The following is an 18,638-nucleotide window of genomic DNA, read 5'->3' as shown; positions in this document are numbered from 1 at the left end:
GGCGCGTGAATTTTCGTCGAAAATTCAGACGCCGGTGGCGGGGGTCAGTCCGCCAAGGGGACAGCGCCGCAGCAGGTGGAACCCTTCCGCGGTCTCGCCGAAGAGGCAGAGCTCCGCCACCGGAAAGGGGCGCGGCAGGAGGGGGGCCAGGACCGGGGCGAGGGCGGTGCGCACGGCTTCGGCCTCGGCCTCGGGCAGCGCACCGGTGAGGGTGAGGTGGAAGCGGAAATCCTCCATCACGTGGGGATAGCCCCAGCGTTGCAGGTTGGCCTCCCCGGCGGGCGAGAGCCCCCTGGCGCGACGCCGGGCAAGCTCGGCCTCCGGGGCAGGCGCACGGTGGTGGTCGAGGGCGCGCACGGTCTCGGCCGCGAGTGCCGAGAGCGCGGGCGCGGGCCCCTCCGGCACCAGCGCCACGAAACCGCCGAGCCGGGCGATCCGCAGCCCGGGCAGGTCGACCGGCGCGCGGCGGGCGGCAAGTGCCGCGAGATCTGCTTCCAGCGCCGCGCGGGTCGATCCGGCGGCGAGGCGGAACGGCGGTTTCAGCGTGCCGTGGAAGCCGTAGCGCCGCGGGCGCGCAGTCAGGTCGGCCACCGTGCGGGGCAGGCCGGGAACCTCGGGGTGCGGCCGGGCGCGGCCCGCCGCGGGATCCCAGCCGAGCCAGCGCGCGGCGAAATCCGCCAGCGGGCCGGGCGGGGGGGCGGCGTAGACGGCGAAACGGCTGAACTCTGGCATCGGGTGGGGTCCGGGATCGGCGGGGGGCATGTGCGAGGCTGGACGTCCGCGCCGCGGGATGCAAGAGGTCGGGGGATGAGCGATCTTGTCCTGACCAATGCGCGGATCGTCACCGGAACCGCGGTGATCCGGGGCAGCCTGAGGGTGGCCGGTGGCTGCATCGCTGCGATCGATGACGGCCCGGTTGCCGTTCCGGGGGCCCGCGATTGCGGGGGCGATCTGCTGATCCCGGGACTGGTCGAGCTGCATACCGACAACCTGGAGCGTCACCTGCTGCCCCGGCCGGGGGTCGCCTGGCCCCAGGCGGCGGCGATCCTCGCCCATGACGGCGAATTGGCCAGCGCGGGGATCACCACTGTCTTCGACGCGCTCCGGGTCGGGTCGATCGTGTCGAACGGCCGGGTCGGCTATGGCCGCTACGCCCGGTCTCTGGCCGATGCGCTGGGCGCGGCCCAGGCGGAGGGGATGCTCCGCATCGGGCATTTCCTGCACCTTCGGGCCGAGGTCTGTTCCGAGACCCTGATCGAGGAGCTGGCGGGCTTCGGCCCCGAGGACAGGGTCGGGATCCTCTCGCTGATGGATCACACCCCAGGGCAGCGGCAGTTTCGCGACCTGGGGCAACTGCGGGCCTATGTCATGGGCAAGCACGGCATGACCGAGGCGGAGTTCGAGCGCCACGTGGAGACGCAGAAGGCGACGCGGGCGCGGCTGGGAACGGCGCACGAGGCGGCCGCGGTCGCGGCGGCGAGGCGGCTGGGCGCGGTGCTGGCAAGCCATGACGACACCACCGCCGCGCAGGTCGCGACAAGCGCCGGGCACGGGGTGCGGCTGGCCGAGTTCCCGACCACGGAGGAGGCCGCGCTTGCCTGTCGGGGCCACGGGATCGCGGTGATGATGGGGGCTCCGAACCTGATCCGCGGCGGCTCCCATTCCGGCAATGTCGCGGCGGAGGAGCTGGCCGCTGCCGGGCTGCTCGACATCCTGTCGTCGGATTACGTTCCCGGGGCGCTCCTCCTTGCGGCGCTGCGGCTGGCCACGCTCTGGGACGATCTGCCGCGCGCGGTGGCGCGCGTCACCTCCGCGCCGGCGAGCGCCGCAGGTCTGGACGATCGCGGCCGCCTTGCGCCCGGCCTCAGGGCCGACATGGTGCAGGTCGCGCGGATCGGAGAGCAGCCGGTGATCCGGGGCGTCTGGTCGCGGGGCCGTCAGGTGGGCTGAACCAGGGGCGCGGCGGTGCCGCAAGCCTTTTGCCGTGCGAGGGGCGCGCTGCCCCCCTGTCACCCCCCGGGATATTTCGGCTCAGAAGAACGGGAGAAGTCTTGCTTTCTTCTGAGCGAAAATATCCCACGGGGGTGCGGGGGTGTGAAACCCCCGCGGATGCAGTGGGTGCGGGGGTGTGAAACCCCCGCGGATGCAGTGGGTGCGGGGGTGTGAAACCCCTGCGGATGCAGTGGGTGCGGGGGTGTGAAACCCCTGCGGATGCAGTGGGTGCGGGGTTGCGAACACCGCGCGGGAGAGGCGGGTCACCTGTCGCTGGCGGGTGGGAAGGTCAGTCTGTCTGGCTTGGGCCAGTCGCCGGAGAGCGCGATCTCGAACAGTGTGCCCGGGGCGAGGGGGCTCGCGTCCCGCCGCAGGTGCAGGGAGAGGTGGCGGTTGCCATCGGTGCGGGCGAGGGTGAAGCGGCCGCCGGTCTCGTCGGCGCGTGTAGGGGCCTCGCGAAAGAAATCCGGCGCGGCGGCGCGCAGGTCCAGCAGGCGTGTCGTCGTGGCGGTCTTCAGCCGGTCGAAGGGGGGGAGGTCGTCGCCCGGAAGCGCGAAGGGGCGGCGGTTGTCGGGATCGGTGAGCTCGAACAGGCCGCGTTCCGCGCGCTGGTAGAAATCGGGGATCCCCGGCAGCACAGCCTTCAGGGCGAGCTGCAAGAGCGACAGCCGCCGCCCCAGCGCGATCAGCGACGACAGCGCGGGCGGGCAGGCGGCCTCCCACACCGCATGGATCCGCAGCGCGGCGGCGATCGCGCGGTCCTCGGCCGCGGTGTCGGGATAGGACCAGCGGCTGACCTCGCCGCCCTCGCGCAGGGCCTTGCGCAGGTGATCGGCCAGGCGGGTGGCGATGTCGGGGCCGGAGGGGACGGGGTCGTTCCAGATCCCCAGCAGGCTTTGTGCCGCGTACCAGGTCAGGGACGGGTCGGCCCCCGGAGCCGCGGCCGTGGCGGCGGCGTGGAGGGTGGCGAAGAGGTCGGGCCGGTGAGAGATCGCGGTGATCCGCATCCGTGTATCCTCGGACCGCTTGGTGTCGTGGCTCGAGGTGAGGGTAAGCGCCCGGGCGCGGGCGCCCTGGGGGCTGTCCAGCCAGGCGTTCAGCCCCGCCGTGTCCAGTGTCGCCGCGTCGGGTTCCGCCCCCACCTCGTTCGCGGCGAGGTAGCGGCTATGGCGGAAGAAGGCGGTGTCTTCCTGCGCCTTGGCCACCACCGCGCCGGTCACCTGCTGGAACCGGGTGCGGAAATCGGCGGCCGGCACGCCCTCCGCCTCGAGCAGCAGCGCGGCCATGAGGTCGAGCGCTTCGGTGTTGGGCAGGGTTTTCGCGGCCTCGGCCACCGCGGTCTCGATCAGCGCGCGGTCCGGCGCGGCGGCCGGCGGCACGGTGAGGTAGCTGCGATAGCGCGGGAAGGCGATCAGCAGGGCCAGCATCGCTTCGCGCAGGGTCTCGGCATCCGGAGGGTCGAGCCGGTCGACGGCGAGCGCGGCCTGCGCCAGGCCGATCAGCTGACGCAGTTCGGCGGCGAGGTCTTCGGGGATCACCTGGGCGCGCGCCTCGCGGCAGAGCGTGGCGTAGGGGGCGCGGCCGCCGGTGCGCGCTTGCCACAGACGGTCGAGCGCGGCGAGGCCCGCGGGCGGGGTCAGCAGCCGGCAGATCTGGCGCCCGGCCTCGTAGCCGGTGGTGCCCGCGACGGGCCAGGCGGGGGGCAGGGCCTCGTCCCCGGTCAGGATCTTCTCGACCCAGATCGGCACCTCTGGGCCGACCGTGGCGCGCAGCCGATCGAGATAGGCGGCCGGATCGGCCAGCCCGTCGACATGATCTATGCGCAGGCCCTGGGCGAGGCCCTCGGCCACAAGCCGGGCGGGGAGGGCGGTCATCGCCTCGAACACCTCCGGGTCCTCGACCCGCATGCCGATCAGGCCGGTGACGTTGAAGAACCGCCGGTGGGTCAGCGCGCCGCGCTCGCGCGACCATTCGCGCAGCTGCCAGCTCTGGCGCGCCAGTACCTCGGGCAGGGGATCGCCCGGGGCGTGGCTTCCCGGCGCCAGCGGCAGCCATCCGCCCTCCCATTCCACCGCGCCGCCCTGCGCGTCGGTCAGGCGCAGGGCGCCCGCCGCCAGCATGTCGTCGAGCGGTTCGGGCAGGAACGGCAGGATCAGGCGGCGCGACCAGTCGATGTCAAAATGCCCGGCGAAGGCGCTGGCGCGGCCGTGGCGCAGGACGTCGCGGACCCACGGATTGTCGAGCGACAGCGCGGTGTGGTTCGGCACGAGGTCGAGGATGACGCCAAGGCCCAGCGTCTGGGCGGCCAGTGCCAGCGCCCGGAACCCGGTCTCGCCGCCGAGCGCGGGGTCGATCGTGGTCGGGTCGGTGATGTCGTAGCCGAGGGTCGACCCCTGCGCGGCGGTGAAGATCGGCGAGAGGTAGAGGTGGCTGATGCCCAGCCCGGCGATATGCGGCAGGAAGGACGCCGCCGTCGCGAAATCGACGCCCGAGCGAAGCTGCAGCCGGTAGGTGGCGCTCAGCGGGCGCAGGTCGCCGGAGCGGGTCGTTGCGGACATCAGGGCAGGATCCTCATCTCGATGGCGAAAGGGTCGGTGCGCGGGTCGCCCAGCGTGAAGAGCGGCGCGGTAAGGTCGGGGGTGGAAAGGTCGGGCGCGGGAATGTTGGGGGCGGCAATCGTCGGGGCGGGGGCACCGAGGCTGACCGCGATCTCCAGCCTGCCCGCGGCGAAGGGCCAGCGGGCGAGAAGCGCCCTCGGGCCCGGGCGTGAGACCTCTCCCAACCCGGTCTTGCCGCTGCGGAACAAAGGCAGCAGGCGGTCGCGGCGCAGCGCAAGCAGGTCGCGGGTGAGGGCACGCCAGCGCGCCTCGCGCTCCGGGTCGGTGCCATAGGGATGGCAGAGCGCCGGCGTGCCCGGGTCGGCGGGGTCGATCATCCGCGCGGTGTCGTAGCCGATGCTGCCAAGTTCGCGCCGCCGCCCCTCGCGCAGGGCCGCCACGTCGCCGGGCGGCGGGTCGGCGAAGAACGGGAAGGGGGCGGTGGCACCCGTCTCCTCGCCCATGAACAGCATGGGCGTGAACGGCATGAGCAGAAGGAGGGCGTGGATCACCGTGCCGGCCTCGTCGCCGATCAGGGCGAGGAGGCGCTCGCCGGCGGGGCGGTTGCCGGCCTGGTCATGGGTGAGGTTGGCGTTGACGAAGGCGCTCCATGGCAGGTGCCCGGCGGGAGCACCGCGGGGGGCGGGCAGGCCGGGGCTGGGCTTGCCCGTCTCGTCCCGGCTTTCCTCGTCCCGGCCCTCCTCTACCTGGCCGTGGGCCATGGCGTGGGCGAGATCGGCAAAGGGATCGGCGGCGAAGCTGGCGTAATAGCCCTGGGTTTCCCCGGTCAGCGCGACATGCAGGGCATTGTGCCAATCGTCGTTCCACTGGGCGTCGTAGCCCGCCTCGCGCAGGGTGGGAAGGTTGCGCTCGTCCTCTAGGATCAGGTGTATGGGGCGGCCACGGTCCCTGCCGCGGATCGCCCCGAGCAGCTCCCTCAGGAAATGCGGATCGGAGGGATCGCGGATCGCATGCACGGCATCAAGGCGCAGCCCGTCGAGGCGGTAGTCGTCGATCCACCCCAGCGCGGTATCGCGCAGCAGGGCGCGGACCTGCGGGCGGGTCATGTCGATGCCCTGACCCCAGGGGGTGTGATCGCCGCCGAAGACCTGCGGGGCATAGGCGGGCAAGTAGTTGCCGAACGGGCCGAAGTGGTTCAGCACGAGGTCGAGGATCACCATGATCCCCAGCGACTGCGCGGCCCGGATGAAGGCGCGCATCTCGTCGGGGGTGCCGTAGGCGGGGTGCGGTGCGCGCAGGAGGACGCCGTCGTAGCCCCAGCCATGCGCCCCGTGGAACTGCGAGACCGGCATGACCTCGATCGCCGTGATCCCGGTGTCGGCCAGCTCCGGCAGGCGGCGGGCGGCGGCCGCGAAACTGCCTTCCGGGGTGAAGGTGCCGATGTGGATCTCGAGGATCACCGCCTCGTCGAAGGGCCGGCCGGGCCAGGGTGCGCCCCAGTCGAAGTTGGCGGGGTCGAAGGTGGCGGGGTCGAAGGTGGTGGGGTCATGGGTCAGCGACGGGCCGTGGACGTCGCCCGCCTGCCGGCGCGCAGCGGGATCGGGATAGTCGATGCCGTCGAGGCGGAAGAGATAGGGCAGGCCCGCCTGCGCCGGGCAGGAGAGCCGCCAGCCGCCGTCGCCGGTGGGTGTCATCGCGTGGGGGGTGCCGTCGAGGACCAGCGCCGCGTGGCCTGCGGCGGGGGCCCAGATCGCGAAATGCCAGGTGCCGTCGCTTTGGGGGGCGGCGCCCCAGGGGAAGGCTGGGCGGACCGGGCTGGGCGTGATGCGGCTCATGCGTCCGAACCCTCCTCCGGCGCGTCGGCGCCATCGTCGTCTGTCTGGCCGCCGTCTGCCGCACCGTCACTTGTCTCGGCGCCCTCCGCCCTGTCCGCGCGGGCGAAGGCGTGCAGCGATTGCCAGGGCAGGTCCATGGGGCCATCGGTGGGGCCATCGGTCGCGTCATCGCACCGGGGGCTGTCGCGCGTGGTGTCGAGGATGTGGCGCCAGCCCGTGCCGGGCAGGGTGAAGGTGCAGGCGTCGCCCGCATTGGCCACGATCAGAAGCTCGGGCTGGCCCGCCAGCCGGTGGCGCAGGCCGACGCAGCAGAGGCCGCCGTCGTTCCAGTCCGCTTCTGTCATCCCGTGGCCCGCCGGATGCCACCAGTCGCTGACCGGCGCCGCGGCGTTCGGGGGAAAGGCCGCCGGGGCGAGGTGTCCGCGCCAGGCATGGCGAAACGCGATCAGCTCGGCCACGGTGTCGCGCAGGTCCTCCCTCGCGCCCGGCCAGTCGATCCAGGCGGTCTCGTTGTCCTGGCAATAGGCGTTGTTGTTGCCGCCCTGGGTCTGGCCCATTTCGTCGCCCGCCAGCAGCATCGGCACCCCCCGGCTGACCATCAGCGACCCGAGCATCGCGCGCGCCCGGCGAAGGCGGGCCGCGTCGATCGTCGCGTCGTCGGTCGGCCCCTCGGCGCCCATGTTGTCGGACAGGTTGTGGCTGTGGCCGTCGCGGTTCTCCTCGCCGTTCGCCTCGTTGTGCTTGTCGTTGTAGCTCAGCGTGTCCCACAGGGTGAAACCGTCGTGCGCGGCGAGGAAGTTGATCGAGGATGTCGCGGGCCGGTGCGAATGGTCGAATTGCAGGGGCGAGCCCATCAACCGATCGGCGATCTTCGGCACCATGCCCGGATCGCGGCGCCAGAAGGCGCGGGTGTCGTCGCGGAACTTGTCGTTCCATTCGCGGAACGGCCAGGGGAAGCCGCCCACCTGATAGCCGCCTTCGCCCACGTCCCACGGCTCGGCGATCAGCTTGACGCCAGAGAGCACCGGATCCTGCCGGATCGCGTTGAAGAAGGCGCCCTCGCGTTCGAACCCGTCGGGTTCGCGCCCGAGGGTGGAGGCGAGGTCGAAGCGGAAGCCATCCACATGTACCGCCTCGACCCAGTAGCGCAGGCTGTCCATGACAAGGCGCAGCACCATCGGATGCGCCATGTTCAGCGTGTTGCCGGTGCCGGTGGTGTCGAACCCGTGGCGCGGGCTTTCCTGAGACAGCAGGTAATAGGAGCGGTTGTCGATGCCCCGGAAGCTGAGCGTCGGGCCAAGCTCGTTGCCCTCGGCGGTGTGGTTGTAGACCACGTCGAGGATCACCTCGATCCCGGCCTCGTGGAACCGCTTCACCGCGGCGCGCACCTCGCGCACGTCCTCGGTCGCGAGGTAGGTGCGGTTCGGGGCGAAGAAGCCGATGGAATTGTAACCCCAGTAGTTCGAGAGCCCCTGGTCGACGAGGTGCCGGTCCTGCACGATCGCATGGATCGGCAGAAGCTCGATCGTGGTGACGCCAAGCTTCAACAGGTGGTCGATGATCGGGGGCGAGGCCAGCGCGCGGAAGGTGCCGCGGTCGGCCTGGACGACGCCGGGGTGGCGCATGGTCAGGCCCTTTACGTGGGCCTCGTAGATCACCGTTTCGGACCACGGCAGGCGCAGAATCGCGTCGCGGTCCCATTCGAAGACCGGATCGGCGACCACGGCCTTGGGCATGAACGGCGCGGAATCGCGGGTGTCCTGGGAAAGATCCGATCCGCCGACCGGATAGCCGAACAGCGCGTCGTCCCATTGCAGGTAGCCGCGCATCGCCATGGCGTAGGGGTCGAGCAGCAGCTTCGCGGGGTTGAAGCGGTGGCCTTCCTCGGGGGCGAAGGGGCCGTGCACGCGGTAGCCGTAGGCAAGGCCCGCCTTCGCGCCGGGCAGGTGGCCGAACCAGATCCCGCCTTCCTGCCGCGGCATGTCGAGGCGTTTGATCTCCCTCTTGCCGTCGGCGTCGAAAAGGCACAGCTCCACCCGCTCGGCATGGTCCGAGAACAGCGCGAAGTTCACGCCGTCGCCCCAGACACGGGCGCCCAGAATGTCGGGCCATCCCGCCCTCGGGTCGAAGCTGAGCGCGGTCGGGTCCATGGGATGTCTCCGGCTGAGGGGGGAGAGAGGGGCAGGGCGCAGCGGCGCGGGTCTTGCGCCACCGGATAAGGGCGCGGCCTGCCCCCCGGTTCCCGGAGACGGGGCAGAATCCCGGGTTTCGGGGCGTGCATGAAGGCGGTTGCGCAGGAAAGCGGCAGCGTCGGGAGGTGGAGGACGGTTGCAGGGCGGTTGCCGGGGGGCATGGCTGCGGCCGTGATCCGGGCGGTGCTCTGCCCTCGACGCAGGTGGTGCGACCGGTTGCCGCGCCTCCGGTCGTCCTCTATCACGAAGCGATGAGGTCGTGCGGGGAGGTACGGCCAGCGGCTCCTCCGCACCCGGCATGCGCCCGCCCGGCGCCCGGGCACGGTGGCCGAGGGAGGAAGCAATGGGTCCCGATCCCGAGCATGACGACAGCCGGCTGGGCGAGACAGGGCCTGAAACGGTGCCTGAAACGGTGCCCGAGATCGCGGCCGGGACGGAGACCGGGGCAGAGTCCGGAGGAGAAACCGGTGCTGGGGGGCGCACGGGCGCCCCCGGGGCAGGGGCCGCCGCCCTGCCAACGGGCGAGGGCACGGGACGCGGGGCAGGGGATGGAACCGGCCGACTTGCCGGGGCGGCCGTCCTGGTGGTCGATGACGAGCCGGGGATGCGCAACTTCCTCGTCAAGACGCTGGCGCCGCATTGCGAGCATGTGGCCGAGGCCGAAAGCACCGCCGCGGCGGAGGCCGAACTGGCCCGCCGGCACTTCGATGTGGTCGTCCTCGACAACATGATGCCGGGGCAGACGGGCATCGACTGGCTGGCGGCGCGCAGGCGGCAGGGCAGCCTTGCCGAGACGATCCTGATCACCGCCTATGCCGATCTAGAGACGGCGATCGGCGCCATGCGGGCCGGTGCGGCGGATTTCGTGCTGAAGCCGGTGCGCGCCAACCAGGTGCTGAACGCCGTGCGCCGCTGCCTCGAGGTGGCGCATCTGCGCCACGAAAACGCGCTGCTGCGTCATGAGCTGCGCGCGACCGGCGTGTGGCGCCCGCGGCGCGACCGGCTGATCGGCGCCTCGCCGCAGATCGGGGCGGTGCGCGAGGTGCTGGCCCGGGTGGCCGACCTGCCCTCGCCGGTGCTGATCCGGGGCGAGTCCGGCACCGGCAAGGAGGTGGCCGCCCGCCACCTGCACCGGTTGTCCGCCCGCGCGGCGCGCCCGTTCGTGGCGATCAACTGCGCCGCCATGCCCGCCGAAACGCTGGAGGCGGAACTTTTCGGCCGCCCGGGGGCACCCGCGGGCGAGGAGGGGGAGGCCGCCGGGGGCGGGGAGGGCGGTCTTCTGGCCTCGGCCCGGGGCGGCACCGTGTTCTTCGACGAGATCGGCGAGATGCCGGCGGCGGCGCAATCGGCACTCCTGCGGGTGCTCGAAAATCGGGGCGGCAGCGCCTACGACCTGCGCCCGCTGTTTTCCACCACCCGCGACCTGCCGGGCGAGGTGCGCGCCGGGCGCTTCCGCGAGGACCTGTATTTCCGTATCAACGTGATCGAGGTCGAGATGCCGCCGTTGCGCCAGCGCGGCAACGACGTGCTCGACCTGGCCGAACTGTTCATGGGAGAGCTGTCGGCGCAGCTGCGGCTGCCTGCGCGCGACCTGACCCCCGCGGCGCGCGGTGCGATGCTGCGCCATGGCTGGCCGGGCAACATCCGGGAGCTTTCAAACTTCGTCGAACGGGCGCTGATCTTCGACCGCTTCCCGCTGGAGATGCTGAGCCCTGCCCAGGCCGCGGGGGCCGCCGCAGGGATCGAACCCCTGGACAGCGTGGAGCGGCGCCACATCCTGACCGCGCTCGACGCGGCCGGCGGCAACCGGACGGAGGCGGCACGCAGGCTGGGCATCTCGCGCAAGACGATCGACCGCAAATGCGCGGCCTGGGGCCTCTGACATGCGCCGGCTGTTCCGCCCGGCGAAGGGGTCGGTGCGGCTGCGCCTGCTGGTCATCGCGCTGCTGCCCATGCTGGTGCTGCTGCCGGCGCTGCTTGGCTTCACCACGCTGCGCTGGGCCACCAAGGTCGACAACCTGCTGATCGTGAAGGTGAACGGCGACCTGACGATCGCGCATCAGTACATGTCGCAGCTGCTGGCCAATTCAGGCGAGCGGATCGCGGCGCTGGGCAATTCGGTGGCCTTTGCACACAATGTCGAAGGGGTGGACCCGGCGGCGTTTCTCGAGGCCGAGCGCAAGCGCCTCGGTCTCGATTTCCTCTATGTCGCGCTGCCGGGGGGCGGGGTGATCGCCTCGTCCACGCCCGCAGCGCCGCGGGTGCCGGGCGACTGGAAGGTGGTCGACACCGCATTGCAGGGCACGCGGATGTCGGCTGTCGATGTCTTCGGGCCGAAGACGCTGGCGGCGCTTTCGCCGGCGCTGGCCGAACGCGCGCGGATTCCGCTGGTGCCGACGCGCGCCGCCGTCCCCACCGACCGCAAGGCCGAGGACGAGGGCATGGTGATCCATTCCGCCGCGCCCGTGACGCTGCCCGATGGCCGGCACGCCGCGCTGGTGGGCGGGATCCTCCTGAACCGCAACCTGCGCTTCATCGACACGATCAACGGCCTCGTCTACCGCGACCGGTCGCTGCCGGCGGGGTCGGTCGGGACGGCCACGCTGTTCCTTGATGACGTCCGCGTCTCGACCAACGTGCGCCTGTTCGAAAACGTGCGGGCACTGGGCACCCGGGTCTCGGCCGCGGTGCGCGAGCGGGTGCTGGGCGAGGGGCGGGTCTGGCTCGACCGCGCGTTCGTGGTCAACGACTGGTACATCTCGGCCTACGAGCCGATCACCGACAGCCTCGGCCGGCGGGTCGGCATGCTTTACGTGGGCTTCCTCGCCGCGCCGTTCAGCCAGGCCAAGACCCAGTCGATCGTGATCGCGCTGCTGGCCTTCCTGTGCATCGCCGCGATCTCGGTCCCGGTGTTCCTGCGGTGGGCGGGGCGGATCTTCGGCCCGCTGGAGGACATGACGGCGACCATCGGGCAGGTCGAGGCGGGGGACCTGTCGGCGCGGATCGGCGGCGTGCCGGGCGAGGACGAGATCGGCCGGGTGGCACGCCACCTCGACCACCTTCTCGACCAGGTGCAGGAGCGCGACCAGAGGCTGCGCGGCTGGGCGGCCGAGCTCAACGCCAAGGTCGAGGAACGGACCCGCGACCTGACCGAGGCGAACCGGCGGCTGGAGCAGGCGACGCAGCAGCTGGTGATGTCGGAAAAGCTGGCCGCGGTGGGAGAGATCACCGCCTCGATCGCGCATGAGATCAACAACCCCGTCGCGGTGATCCAGGGCAACCTGGACGTGGCGCGCCAGACGCTGGGGCCGGCGGCCGACCCGGCGAAGACGGAGTTCGACCTGATCGACGCGCAGGTCCACCGCATCACCGCGATCGTGACCAAGCTTCTGCAATTTGCCCGGCCGGCGGAATTCTCGGCCAGCGCCGACCGGGTGGCGGCGGAGGAGGTGGTGAGCGATTGCCTCGCGCTTACCCGGCACCGGCTGCGCCACGCCGCGGTCGAGGTGGTGCGCGACGACCGCGCGACGCGGGCAGTGCGGATCGAGCGCACCGGGCTGCAGCAGATCCTGATCAACCTGATCGTCAATGCGCTGCATGCCATGCCCAGTGGCGGCACGCTGCACATCGCCACCAGGGACGCCGACAGCGGCGGCCGTCCGGGTGCCGAGATCGTGGTGTCGGATACCGGGGCGGGGATCGCCCCGGCGGTGATCGGGCGGGTGTTCGATCCGTTCTTCTCGACCAAGCGGGCCGAGGGTACGGGGCTTGGCCTGTCGATCAGCCGGATGCTGGTGGACGAGGCCGGCGGCTGGATCAGGGTGGAGAGCCGCCCGGGAGAGGGCGCGCGCTTCACCCTCTGGCTGCCCGAGGCGGGGCAGGGCCCGGAGCGGCCCTCCAGCGGCCCCGACGCGGCGTAGGGGGCGTTTCGGCGCAGCCTGCCGGAGTCTGCGCCGCCGGTGGCGGAACTGGCGCCGTTTGGGACCGGAATGGACAAAATGTCCCGATTTCGCCGTGCGGAGGGGGCGCGGATGGACAGAATGTCCCGATCGGGCGCAGCACACGCTTCGCGTCAGGACAAAATGTCCCAGAAATGCACCGTAAGATATTGATTTAAATATATAAAAAATTTGACAGAGCGCCCAGCCTCTTTCATCGTTCCGCCCGCGGCACGACGCCGCGGCATCTAGGGAAACCCTTCCCCCAGGGCAGGGAGCGGATGCGAAGGACTTGGGAGGGACAAGACATGGCATCCATCGCAGACGGCGCCCCGGCGTCGTCCATACTCAGTCGCGAGGCGATCATCGCGGGGCCGGGCTACAACCGCTGGCTCGTGGTACCCGCCGCGCTCTGCATTCACCTGTGCATCGGCATGGCCTACGGATTTTCCGTGTTCTGGCTGCCGATGTCGCACCTCGTCACCCAGCCCGCCGCCGATTGCGCGGGCATGGGCTTCTTCGGCATGCTGACCACGACCCAGTGCAACTGGTCCGTGCCCGCCGAAACCCACGTGTTCGAGACCTTCATCGCCATCCTGGGCATCTCGGCCGCGATCTGGGGTGGCTGGCTGGAACATGCGGGCCCGCGCAAGGCCGGCTTCATCGCCGCGCTCTGCTGGGGCGGCGGCATGGCGCTGGGTGGACTTGGCGTCATGTGGCACCAGCTGTGGCTCTTCTACCTCGGCACCGGGGTGATCGGCGGCGTGGGGCAGGGGCTTGGCTACATCACGCCGGTCTCGACCCTGATCAAGTGGTTCCCTGACCGGCGCGGCATGGCCACCGGCTTTGCCATCATGGGCTATGGCGGCGGCGCGATGATCGGCGCACCGCTGGCCGTCTGGCTGATGAAGACCTTCTCGGGCGACGGCGTGCAGGGGGTCTGGCAGTCGATGGTGATCCTCGGGATCATCTATTTCATCGTGATGTCGATCGGCGCCTTCTCGTTCCGCGTGGCCCCCACCGGCTGGCGCCCCGAGGGCTGGACCGAGGCGGATGCCGCCAAGTCCAAGGCGATGATCACCAAGCGGCACGTCCATCTGGAACGGGTGGCGAAGACGCCGCAGTTCTGGCTGATCTGGCTGGTGCTCTGCCTCAACGTGACTGCCGGCATCGGCGTGATCTCGATGGCCAGTCCGATGTTGCAGGACGTGTTCGGCACCCACCTGCTGCACGGTGGCGGCGCAGGCATGACGCCCGAGGCGCAGAAGGCCGCGATCGTCGCGGCGGCGGCGGGCCTGGTGGGGCTGATCAGCCTCTTCAACTCGCTGGGCCGGCTGTTCTGGGCCTCGCTCAGTGACCGGATCGGGCGCAAGACGACCTATTACTGCTTCTTCATCCTGGGCATGATCCTCTACATCCTGCTGCCGACCTGGGGGCACATGGGGATCGCGAGCATGTTCGTGCTGTCGATCTGCATCATCCTGACGATGTACGGTGGCGGCTTCTCGACCGTGCCGGCCTATCTTGCCGACATCTTCGGGACGCAGATGGTGGGCGCGATCCATGGCCGGCTGATCACCGCGTGGTCGGCGGCGGGCATCATCGGCCCGGTGCTGATCGCGAGCGTGCGTCAGTACCAGCTGGATCACGGCGTGCCCAAGACGCTGGTCTACGACCGGACGCTCTACATCATGGCGGGGCTGCTGCTGCTCGGGCTGATCTGCAACGCGCTGGTGAAGCCGGTCCACGACAAGCACTTCATGGACGACGAGGAGCTGGCGCAGGAACGTGCCCTGCAGAAGGACCCGGGCGGGGCCCATGCGTCCACCGCGGCGCGCGGCCAGTTCGGGGCTCTGGGCGTGGTGTTCTGGCTGGCGGTCGGGATACCTTTCCTGATCGGGGTCTGGATCGCCATCGCCAAGGGCGCCGCCCTGTTCTGATCCAAGGCACCCTTGCCGATGTTGCGCCGGGCGGTCCTTCGCCCGGCGCTTTCATTCCGAAGGGCGGGCCTCCGAGTCGGAACCATGCACGCGACGCGTGTGGATCGGGGCTGATTCCACAGCTTTGGATGGTATCCGGTGCCGCGCCGCGGCAGGTGATTCCGGCGCCTTCCTGCCGATCCGGCTCTGTCAGGCGGGAAATCCACCGATACGGGCGGCGACATGGCCCCTGCCGCGCAGTCCGTGTCGCGGTCGTGCCCCGGCGGGGGAATGATCCTGTCCAGCGACGCCGGGGGGCGCGGCGGCGTGATCGGCAAGCGCTTCTCGCCCTTGACAGATTCCCCGGCCGGCCTGTTCCGGCGGTTCCCCGATGCCGCCGTGCGGTCCCGCCCGGATGTGCCCGGAGCCTGCGTCGCAGGACACCCAGGGATCGGCGCCTTCTCGCCCGGAGAGGCGCGCGGCCCTTTGCGTCAAAGGCGATTCCGGGTCATCTGAACCCAGATCTTCCCGCACATACCGCCGCATGGCAGGCCAGGAAACGTGACCATCGCAAAGCTGAACACCCGTCCCGGACTCGATGAACTTCGGGCCGCCCGCGACCGCGGGCGCGGCCTCGTCGTGACCGCCTTCGTCTTCTCCCTCTTCGTCAACCTGCTGATGCTGACGGGGTCGCTCTTCATGCTGCAGGTCTACGACAGGGTCCTTGCCTCGCGCTCGATGGAGACGCTGACCGCCCTGTTCCTGCTGGTGTCCGGGCTTTTCCTGCTGATGGGGGTGATCGACTATGCCCGGGGCCGGATCATGGCCCGGGTCGGCGCGCGGTTCCAGACTGCGCTGGACCGGCGGGTGTTCGAGGCGACGATGCGGCGCAGCCAGATCCCGCAGGAACGCGGATTGCCGGCGAATGCGCTGCGCGATGTCGATGCGGTGCAGGCGCTGCTCGGCTCGCCACTGCTGCTGGCGCTGATGGACCTTCCGTGGACGCCGTTCTTCATCGCCGCGATCTTCATCTTCCACCCGCTGCAGGGGGTGACCGCGCTGGCGGGGGCGATCGTCCTGGTCACCCTCGCGGTCGTCAACCAGCTGACGACCGCGCGCAAGGTGAAGGCGGCGCAGGGCCTGTCCACCCAGGCGCAGTTCTTCGCCGAGCAGGTGCGTACCGGCGCCGAGGTGGTGATGACGCAAGGGATGCGCGCCGCGATGCTGCGCCGCTGGCAGGAACTGCGGGTCGAGGCGATGCGCCAGTCGCTGGCGGCCAGCGACCGTACCGGCAGCTTCACATCCGCCACCCGGGCGTTCCGGCTGTACCTGCAATCGGCGATGCTGGCGGTGGGGGCCTACCTCGTTCTGAAGAACCAGATCACCGCCGGGGCCATGGTCGCGGCCTCGATCATGCTGGGCCGGGCGCTGGCGCCGGTCGAGCAGGCGGTGGGTCAGTGGCCGGTCCTGCAGAAGGCGCGTGCGGCCTGGGTCAGCCTTGGCCGCTATCTCGCCGCCACGCCAGAACGTCCGGCGCAGACCCGGCTTCCGGTGCCGGTGCCGCGGCTCGAGGTGCGCAACCTGTCGATCTGTGCGCCGGGCACCCGCACCGCGCTGGTGCGCAACCTGACCTTCACGGTGGAACCGGGGCAGGCGTTGGGCGTGATCGGCGCCAGCGGAACCGGCAAGTCGACGCTGGCCCGCGCGCTGCTGGGCTACTGGCCCGCCGCGAGCGGCGAGATCCGCCTCGGCGGTGCGACGCTGGACCAGTACGAGCCCGACGACCTGGGTCGCCACATCGGCTATCTGCCGCAGCAGGTGGCGCTGTTCGGCGGTACGGTGGCCGAGAACATCGCCCGGATGGAGACCCGCCCCGACGCGGAGGCGGTGATCGAAGCCGCGCGGCGGGCCCATGCGCATGAGATGATCCTTGCCCTGCCCGAGGGCTACGGCACCCGGCTGGACGGCACCGACAGCCGCCTGTCGGGTGGCCAGCGCCAGCGCATCGGCCTGGCCAGGGCGCTTTACGGCGGGCCCCGGCTGCTGCTGCTGGACGAACCCAACTCCGCGCTCGACACCGACGGGTCCGAGGCGCTCACCCAGGCGGTCGAGCGGGCCAAGGCCGATGGCATGGCGGTGATCATCATGACCCACCGTCCGCAGGCGATCGAGGCCTGCGAGCGGCTGATGGTGATGGAGGCCGGGCACCTGCGCGCGATCGGACCGCGGGACGAGGTGCTGGCGCGGGTGACGCAGAATGGCGCGCCGGTGACGGCGATGTTGCAGGCGGCGGCGGCGCGACGCCGCGAGGGGGCGTGATGGCGAGGTTCCGCATGATCCCGGGGCAGCGCCCCGCGGGCCGCGAATGGCCCCGCGACGTGAAGCCGACCACGGCGGAGCGCACCCGCGCGGCGGATGCAGAGGGCGCGGAGACCAAACCGCGGTTCCGTGACCGTGACCGTCGCCAAGGCGCCGAGGGCGACCATCCCGTCCCGAAGGAGGCCGCCGCGGACAACGGCGCGGCAGGGGCGGCCTCTCCGTCGGCCTCTCCGTCGGTCTCTGCGCCGGCCTCCGCACCGCGCCCGGCGCGGTCCGCCGCCGAGGCGCCGCAGGCGGCAGCACAGGCGGCCCCATCCGGCCCGCCGCCACATTCCGGCGCGCGTCCCGCCGCCCGTCCGACGGGCGAAGAGACCCCGCGCTTCGTGCATCATGTCGGGGCGCGTCCCCGGTCGCAGGTCGCGCGGCAGGCAGTGCCCGGCGCCGCGGCGAACGTGGCGAGCGCGGCGCGAGGCAAGCCCGGCGGTCCCGCCGGCCCCGCGGGTCCCACTGGCGCCGCAAGCCCGCCACCCCGCCGCCCCGAGGCTGGCGTCGACGCGTTGCCCGATCCGGTCTGGCGCGCCCGCTGGCCTTTGCTGGCGGGGCTGCTGGCGGTCGGGCTTCTGGTCGGGGGCTTCGGCGTCTGGGCGGTACGCGCGCAGATCGCCGGCGCGGTCGTCGCCTCGGGCCGGATCGAGGTGGAAACCAACCGCCAGGTCGTGCAGCACCCGCAGGGCGGCGTGGTCGGCAAGATCCTCGTTACCGACGGCGACAAGGTCGCGGCGGGCCAGGTGTTGCTGACGCTCGACGGCAGCCGCACCCGGTCGGAGCTTGCGATCGTCGAGGGCCAGCTGCGCGAACTGGCCGCCCGCAGCGCGCGACTGCGGGCCGAGCGCGACGGGAGTTCCGACGTCAGCACGCCCGAGGACATCCCCGCCTGGATCCGCAAGGACCCGGATTTTGCGGCCCAGCTGGCCTCGGAGCGCACGCTGTTCCTGGCGCGCAGCCAGGCGGTGGCCCAGCAGGCCCGCCTTATCGACGAGCAGAACGCCCAGATCGCCAATCGCGTCGACGGCACGCAGGCGGAACTTGCCTCGGTCAAGCGGCAGACGGCGCTTCTGGACGATGCGGTGGGTGTGCAGGAGACGCTCCTGAAGCAGGGGCTGGCCGAAAGCTCGCGCCTGCTGCAACTGCGCACCCAGCGGGAATCGCAGGTCGGCCAGGGGGCGCAGCTTGCGGCCCAGATCGCCGAGCTGAAGGGTCAGATGGCAGCGAACGACATCCAGAAGCTGCAGTTGACCACCAAGCAGCGCGAGGAGGCGATGACCCAGCTGCGCGAGATCGAGTTCAAGGAAGTCGAGCTTCAGGAAAAGCGGCTGACCCTGCTCGACACGCTGTCGCGGCTTGAGATCCGGGCACCGGTGGCGGGGATCGTCTACGACAACAAGGTCTTCGCGGTGCATTCCGTCATCCGCCCGGCGGAGCCGCTGATGTACATCATCCCGCAGGATCAGCCGCTGGTGGTGAAGGCACGGGTCGATGGCAACCATATCGACGACATCAAGGTGGGGCAGGACGTGTCGCTGCGGTTCCCGGCGTTCGACCAGCGTACGACGCCGCCGATCCCGGGCAAGGTGATCCGGATCTCGGCCGATGCGCTGACCGATCCGAACACGCACACGAACTACTATGCGGCGACGGTGGCGCCCGAGAAATCGGCGCTGTCGGTGCTCGGGTCGCACAAGTTGGTGCCCGGGATGCCGGCCGAGGCCTTCATCGAGACCGGAGAGCGCAGCCCGATGGCCTATCTGTTGCATCCCCTGACGGTCTATTTCGAAAAGGCCTTCCGCGAGTGAGGCGGCGGGCGGTGCGCGCCGCCCGCCATCCC

10 protein-coding genes are annotated in these 18,638 nt (G+C 71.1%); 6 read left to right on the top strand and 4 right to left on the bottom strand.

Annotation, left to right across the window (positions count from 1 at the left end; all coding sequences use genetic code 11):
• Positions 1-24 precede the first annotated feature (24 nt).
• Entirely contained in the window at positions 25-732 is a 708-nt protein-coding gene (locus tag CVV76_RS19710; protein ID WP_102226409.1) for a DUF1045 domain-containing protein, read from the bottom strand.
• Positions 733-807: 75 nt separating this feature from the next.
• Here CVV76_RS19710 and CVV76_RS19705 point away from each other — a divergent pair, with 75 nt between their 5' ends.
• A complete protein-coding gene (locus CVV76_RS19705; RefSeq protein ID WP_102226408.1) occupies positions 808-1,950 on the top strand; it encodes an alpha-D-ribose 1-methylphosphonate 5-triphosphate diphosphatase in 1,143 nt (380 codons plus the stop codon).
• 305 nt (positions 1,951-2,255) lie between these two features.
• Here CVV76_RS19705 and treY read toward each other — a convergent pair whose 3' ends face one another.
• Genes treY through glgX form a run of 3 tightly spaced genes read right to left on the bottom strand, consistent with a single transcriptional unit; the run spans position 2,256 to position 8,535 of the window.
• On the bottom strand, positions 2,256-4,550 hold the full coding sequence (gene treY / locus CVV76_RS19700; RefSeq protein ID WP_102226407.1) for a malto-oligosyltrehalose synthase: 2,295 nt from the start codon (positions 4,548-4,550) through the stop codon (positions 2,256-2,258).
• Positions 4,550-6,385, bottom strand: coding sequence for an alpha-amylase family glycosyl hydrolase (locus CVV76_RS19695; RefSeq protein ID WP_102226406.1), 1,836 nt, complete (start codon positions 6,383-6,385; stop codon positions 4,550-4,552). The genes treY and CVV76_RS19695 overlap by 1 nt, the downstream gene beginning before the upstream one ends.
• A complete protein-coding gene (gene glgX / locus CVV76_RS19690; protein WP_102226405.1) occupies positions 6,382-8,535 on the bottom strand; it encodes a glycogen debranching protein GlgX in 2,154 nt (717 codons plus the stop codon). Before glgX ends, CVV76_RS19695 begins: the two co-directional genes overlap by 4 nt.
• Positions 8,536-8,920: 385 nt before the next feature.
• Here glgX and CVV76_RS19685 point away from each other — a divergent pair, with 385 nt between their 5' ends.
• From CVV76_RS19685 to CVV76_RS19665, 5 genes are all read left to right on the top strand, one after another.
• Positions 8,921-10,459: a sigma-54-dependent transcriptional regulator gene (locus CVV76_RS19685; RefSeq protein ID WP_102226404.1), complete on the top strand. Its 1,539-nt coding sequence runs from the start codon at positions 8,921-8,923 to the stop codon at positions 10,457-10,459.
• Position 10,460: 1 nt separating this feature from the next.
• Positions 10,461-12,497, top strand: coding sequence for a sensor histidine kinase (locus CVV76_RS19680; protein WP_102226403.1), 2,037 nt, complete (start codon positions 10,461-10,463; stop codon positions 12,495-12,497).
• A 326-nt stretch (positions 12,498-12,823) separates the two neighbouring features.
• On the top strand, positions 12,824-14,455 hold the full coding sequence (locus tag CVV76_RS19675) for an OFA family MFS transporter (protein WP_102226402.1): 1,632 nt from the start codon (positions 12,824-12,826) through the stop codon (positions 14,453-14,455).
• Positions 14,456-15,001: 546 nt separating this feature from the next.
• Positions 15,002-16,753 carry a type I secretion system permease/ATPase gene (locus tag CVV76_RS19670; protein WP_408607894.1) on the top strand — a complete coding sequence of 584 codons (1,752 nt, stop codon included), beginning with the start codon at positions 15,002-15,004 and terminating at the stop codon, positions 16,751-16,753.
• A complete protein-coding gene (locus CVV76_RS19665; protein ID WP_233193031.1) occupies positions 16,753-18,606 on the top strand; it encodes an HlyD family type I secretion periplasmic adaptor subunit in 1,854 nt (617 codons plus the stop codon). Before CVV76_RS19670 ends, CVV76_RS19665 begins: the two co-directional genes overlap by 1 nt.
• The last annotated feature ends 32 nt before the right edge of the window (positions 18,607-18,638 follow it).

The sequence above is a fragment of the Acidimangrovimonas sediminis genome (assembly GCF_002871005.1).
GTDB lineage: Bacteria > Pseudomonadota > Alphaproteobacteria > Rhodobacterales > Rhodobacteraceae > Acidimangrovimonas > Acidimangrovimonas sediminis.
The sequence above is the reverse complement of the archived record's forward strand: the minus strand, read 5'-3'. Positions and strand labels throughout refer to the sequence as shown.